At 53.7% G+C, this 4057-nt stretch carries 4 protein-coding genes and 1 pseudogene; 2 read left to right on the top strand and 3 right to left on the bottom strand.

Features of this window, described 5'->3' with window-relative positions:
- Positions 1-768, top strand: a 768-nt coding sequence (locus tag H6F43_RS07160) for an MltA domain-containing protein (protein WP_190342078.1), incomplete at its 5' end; no start/stop codon positions are given.
- A gap of 9 nt (positions 769-777) precedes the next feature.
- Here H6F43_RS07160 and H6F43_RS07155 read toward each other — a convergent pair.
- Positions 778-2379: a histidine kinase N-terminal 7TM domain-containing protein gene (locus H6F43_RS07155; protein ID WP_190342075.1), complete on the bottom strand. Its 1602-nt coding sequence runs from the start codon at positions 2377-2379 to the stop codon at positions 778-780.
- Between the two features lie 474 nt (positions 2380-2853).
- On the opposite strand from H6F43_RS07155, the gene H6F43_RS07150 reads away from it, so the two are divergent.
- Positions 2854-3069: an RNA-binding S4 domain-containing protein gene (locus H6F43_RS07150; protein ID WP_190342073.1), complete on the top strand. Its 216-nt coding sequence runs from the start codon at positions 2854-2856 to the stop codon at positions 3067-3069.
- Here the strand turns inward: H6F43_RS07150 and H6F43_RS07145 are convergent.
- Positions 3066-3341: a hypothetical protein gene (locus H6F43_RS07145; RefSeq protein WP_190342071.1), complete on the bottom strand. Its 276-nt coding sequence runs from the start codon at positions 3339-3341 to the stop codon at positions 3066-3068. The genes H6F43_RS07150 and H6F43_RS07145 overlap by 4 nt on opposite strands.
- Before the next feature lie 93 nt (positions 3342-3434).
- Positions 3435-4057: pseudogene (locus H6F43_RS07140) on the bottom strand (CoA-binding protein); the annotation flags it as partial.

Raw genomic sequence — 4057 nt, 5'->3', positions numbered from 1 at the left:
GGGCAGGGAGCCGTTGCCTTCACGGGCTACTTTGAACCTGTCTATGCAGCTAGCCGCACTCAAACGCGCGAGTTCCGCTACCCGCTGTTTCGATCGCCCGATATTACCGCGTGGTCAAAGCCTCATCCGACACGGCAGCAACTCGAAGGGGAAAGCGGCGTACAGATTTCTAACCGACTGAAAGGGCTGGAATTGGTGTGGCTGCGCGATCGCCTAGAAGCGTTCTTAATCCAGGTTCAGGGTTCAGCGCGGCTGCAACTAACTGACGGCAGCACGATGACGGTAGGCTACGCCGGAAACACTGATTACCCCTATGTGGGCATCGGTCGGGAATTGGTCAAGGACGGCAAGTTCACGCTGGAGGAGCTGACGCTGCCGCGCATCACTCAATATTTCAAGCAGAATCCCGCTGATTTGAATGAGTACTTGCCGCGCAACCGTCGCTTCGTGTTTATGCGGGAAACAGGTGGTGCACCTGCGACTGGAAGCCTAGGCGTACCTGTGACGCCTGTTCGATCGATCGCCACCGATAAATCTCAGTTTCCTCCTGGCGCGCTGGCGCTGATTCAAACGCGCCTTCCCGTTGCCACTGCGGCAGGAACGCTAGAGCAGCGACGGGTGCTGCGCTACGTGCTAGATCAGGATACGGGCGGCGCGATCGTGGGACCGGGGCGCGTCGATCTCTTTATGGGAACAGGCAAACCAGCGGGCGATCGGGCAGGCTTGATCAACTCCACCGGGCAGCTTTACTATCTGCTGCTGAAATAGCTGAAGCGGCTATAACGGCTGTCCCGCCTGCTTGACGCAGTTGCGTCCGTCTGCTTTGGCGGCGTACAGTGCTCGATCAATCGCTCGTAACAAATCACTGCTAGTTTCTCCGTGATCGGGAAATATGCCAACTCCACCCGAAACCGTTGCGTCGATCTGCGTTTCTCCAAACCTCACCTGTACTGCTTGAAACGCCAGTCGGATTTGCTCTGCGCGGTCGTGGGCGCACTTCAAGGTCACGTCGGGCAGTGCCAGCACAAACTCCTCGCCTCCGTAGCGACAGGGGATATCGCTGGATCGGCACTGGCTACGCAGCAGCGCTGCAAATGCTTGTAGGACACGATCGCCAGCCTGATGCCCGAAGGTATCGTTGATCCGTTTAAAGTAGTCAATGTCCATGAAGATCACAGCGACCGAGTAGCCTTCCCGTGCAGCCCGTGCCAGTTCCCTTGGAAGGGTTTCTTCAAAATAGCGGCGATTGAACAGGTTGGTTAGTCCATCTCGAATTGCCTGTTCCTGTAGCTGAGACTGTAGCGCTTCGATTTCAAGCAGTTGGCTTTGTAGGTGTTCGTTTGCCTGTCGGAGAGCAGTTTCCGCCTGATGCCGCTGAGTGATATCGCGTAGAATGAGCAACCGTCCGGTCAACCGTCGGCGTCGATCGTGCAGCGTCGTCATTCGCAGCTCCACAAAAAGCGGTGGCATTGAATCCAACCAAATCTCTGCCTCAACGTCTTCCTGTAGGGATTTAGCAAAGTCGTGCCACTGCGTGAAAACCTGGTCGATCGATCGTCCGATACATGAAGCACTTGCCCCAATCAAACGGTGTGCCGCAGGATTTAGGTCGATAATGCGGTTCCGCACATCTAACACCAGCACACCGTCACTCATGCGCTCAATGAGACTGTCCCGCGCTACCGGAACCAGATCAAACAGACGGAAGCGAAACAGGCTGGCAAAGAAAATGAGTCCAGTTAGCAGAAAACTCATTGGAGTAATATTCAGACCAGGAGGAGACAGTTTCAGTACATAAGCGCTTCCTCCAAGCAGTGGTACCAGTGCGCCCGCTAGCGCCAATTTGGACTGCTGACGATACAGAATCGAGGAGCGCAGCGCCGCTTTAACCAAGAGCAGTGAGCCTGCAAGGGTGTACGTATAAGTGCACACCATCACCCAAAAAAAGCCGGGACCGTGCTGATAAATTACCAGGTTGCTGCTAGGACCGGGCAGAAAGTCAGACCAAATTAGCTGATGTCGCTCATTTGTTGCCACTAACCCTACATTCCCTAATGGGAGCAACCAAAGCAAGGCAATAGTTCGAGGCGTCAACCACCGCTTGGAGTGCGTGAACTGTGCGGCGAAGACCAGAAAGAGCGTAATTACACTGCCAGAGCCAACGTACTCTAGCTTCGACCAAATTATTTTGTCAGACAGCTCGATCGCGGATGCTTCCAATGCGGCGGCAAGTGAGTATCCTGCGATCGCCAGCATCATTTGAATGAACGGCGTGCTAGCAGGAGAGTTTGAGCGACGCTGCCAAGCTGCAACGGCAACAGTAACTGAAAGAATGGTAGTTAGACCTAGGACAGCAGCCTGTAGCGTAAGTTGAAACATTGAGATGCAGTGTCCAAAGCCCAGTCTCACTAATCTGAACGACAGCAACTTTCAATTAAATAGACCACGAATTGTCGGCTGGGCATCGCTTACGAGTACGGCTCCTAAGCGTATTAAGGGCTAATGGGCACTGCCCACGCGACTGGAAGTTGCTGTAGCTCTCAGAATGCCCCGAATGCCAAGTGAATGTTGTGCAGGTTGCAGCAGCGATCGCAGTTAGCAGCCGAATGTTGGCTGCCACTGCTCACTCTACAGACAAATTGCTGCGATCAATGAATATTATTAACAAAAGAGCAGAAGAACGGACGAATTCCCTTTCTCATTAATATTTTATTTAGGAATTCAGGGCTAGCCGTTGCCAGCGATCGAGTGCGGCTCATGCGATCGATTGAGCTAGGGTGGAGGAGCGGGGAAGTTTAACGGTCTAACTGCCGAGGCTTCCCTCCTAACTTGCCAATTGAAGACACGCAATTCATGAACAATCCCGACACAATTAAGCTAGACCAATTTCTCAAGATAGTGGGACTAGTCGGAACGGGCGGACAGGCAAAGCTGCTGATTCAGTCAGGAGAAGTGACGGTCAACGGTGCCGTAGAGACGCGACGCGGACGCAAGCTGGTGGTAGGGGATCAAGTTTCGGTAATGGGTGAAACGTTTGACGTTCAAGCTGACGTTCAAGTTGAGGGTTAATCGCGCTCATCTGCAGTATCAGCAGCCGTGCTCGCCGATTCGTCGATCGCCTCTTGAATAAACAGCCGTGCCAAACGATCGTACATTCCTGCCCCAATGTACTTTGGGAACTTATGTTCTCGACTGTATAGCCAAATCAGTTCGTCGCACAGAAAAATGCGAATATCTTGCGTCCAGCCTTTGCACTGGGGAATCAATGATTTCGCAGTGTTGAGGGCATCGGTCCACCGCTCAAACTCTTGCGAAAATTCTGGAGCCACGACTCGAAACATAGCCAAATGCGCGATCGCCCACCGGGCAGACAGGACTCAGATCCATCCTAATCGCTAATTGCTATTGACGATTAGCAATTAGCGATCTTCAACTCAATTACCTAGACAGCCAAGTCGTGCTGGGGCTGGGGCTTTTTTCAGCACCTTCTTCACCAGGATAGGAATCTGGGAGGGACGATCAGCAACCAGAATTTTGGCGCGCTGGAAAGCAGTAATTTTGCTATTAGCGGTGCCCGTGTCCAGTCCAGTTTCGAGAACGTGCGAGTCAATAATGGCACCCGCATGTCCAACTCGTCTGCCTTTGGGTGCCGTTAGACCCGCAATGTAGGCGATCACGGGCTTGTCGATCGCCTCAGCAATGTAGTGGGCAGCCAGTTCTTCGCTATCGCCGCCGATCTCGCCGACCAACACAATGACCTCAGTGCTGTCGTCCTCATCGAGAATTTGCAGCCATTGCGGAAACGAGGAGCCGACGACCGTATCGCCGCCAATGCTGACGCCGATCGACTGTCCCAAGCCTGCCTGCGTCAGCGTCAACGCAATTTCGTAGGTCAGCGTGCCGCTGCGGCTGATTAACCCAACGGGACCCGGCGTGTAAAAGCTGCTGGGGTGAATGCCAAGGAGCACCTGACCCGGCACAATAATTCCCGGACTGCTCGGACCAACAATGAGCGTTTCGCTCGCTTCCGCTTCGCGCAGCAGCGTCACCATATCCA

The sequence above is a fragment of the Leptolyngbya sp. FACHB-36 genome (assembly GCF_014695955.1).
In the GTDB taxonomy this organism is placed as follows: domain Bacteria; phylum Cyanobacteriota; class Cyanobacteriia; order Leptolyngbyales; family Leptolyngbyaceae; genus FACHB-36.
The sequence above is the reverse complement of the archived record's forward strand: the minus strand, read 5'-3'. Positions and strand labels throughout refer to the sequence as shown.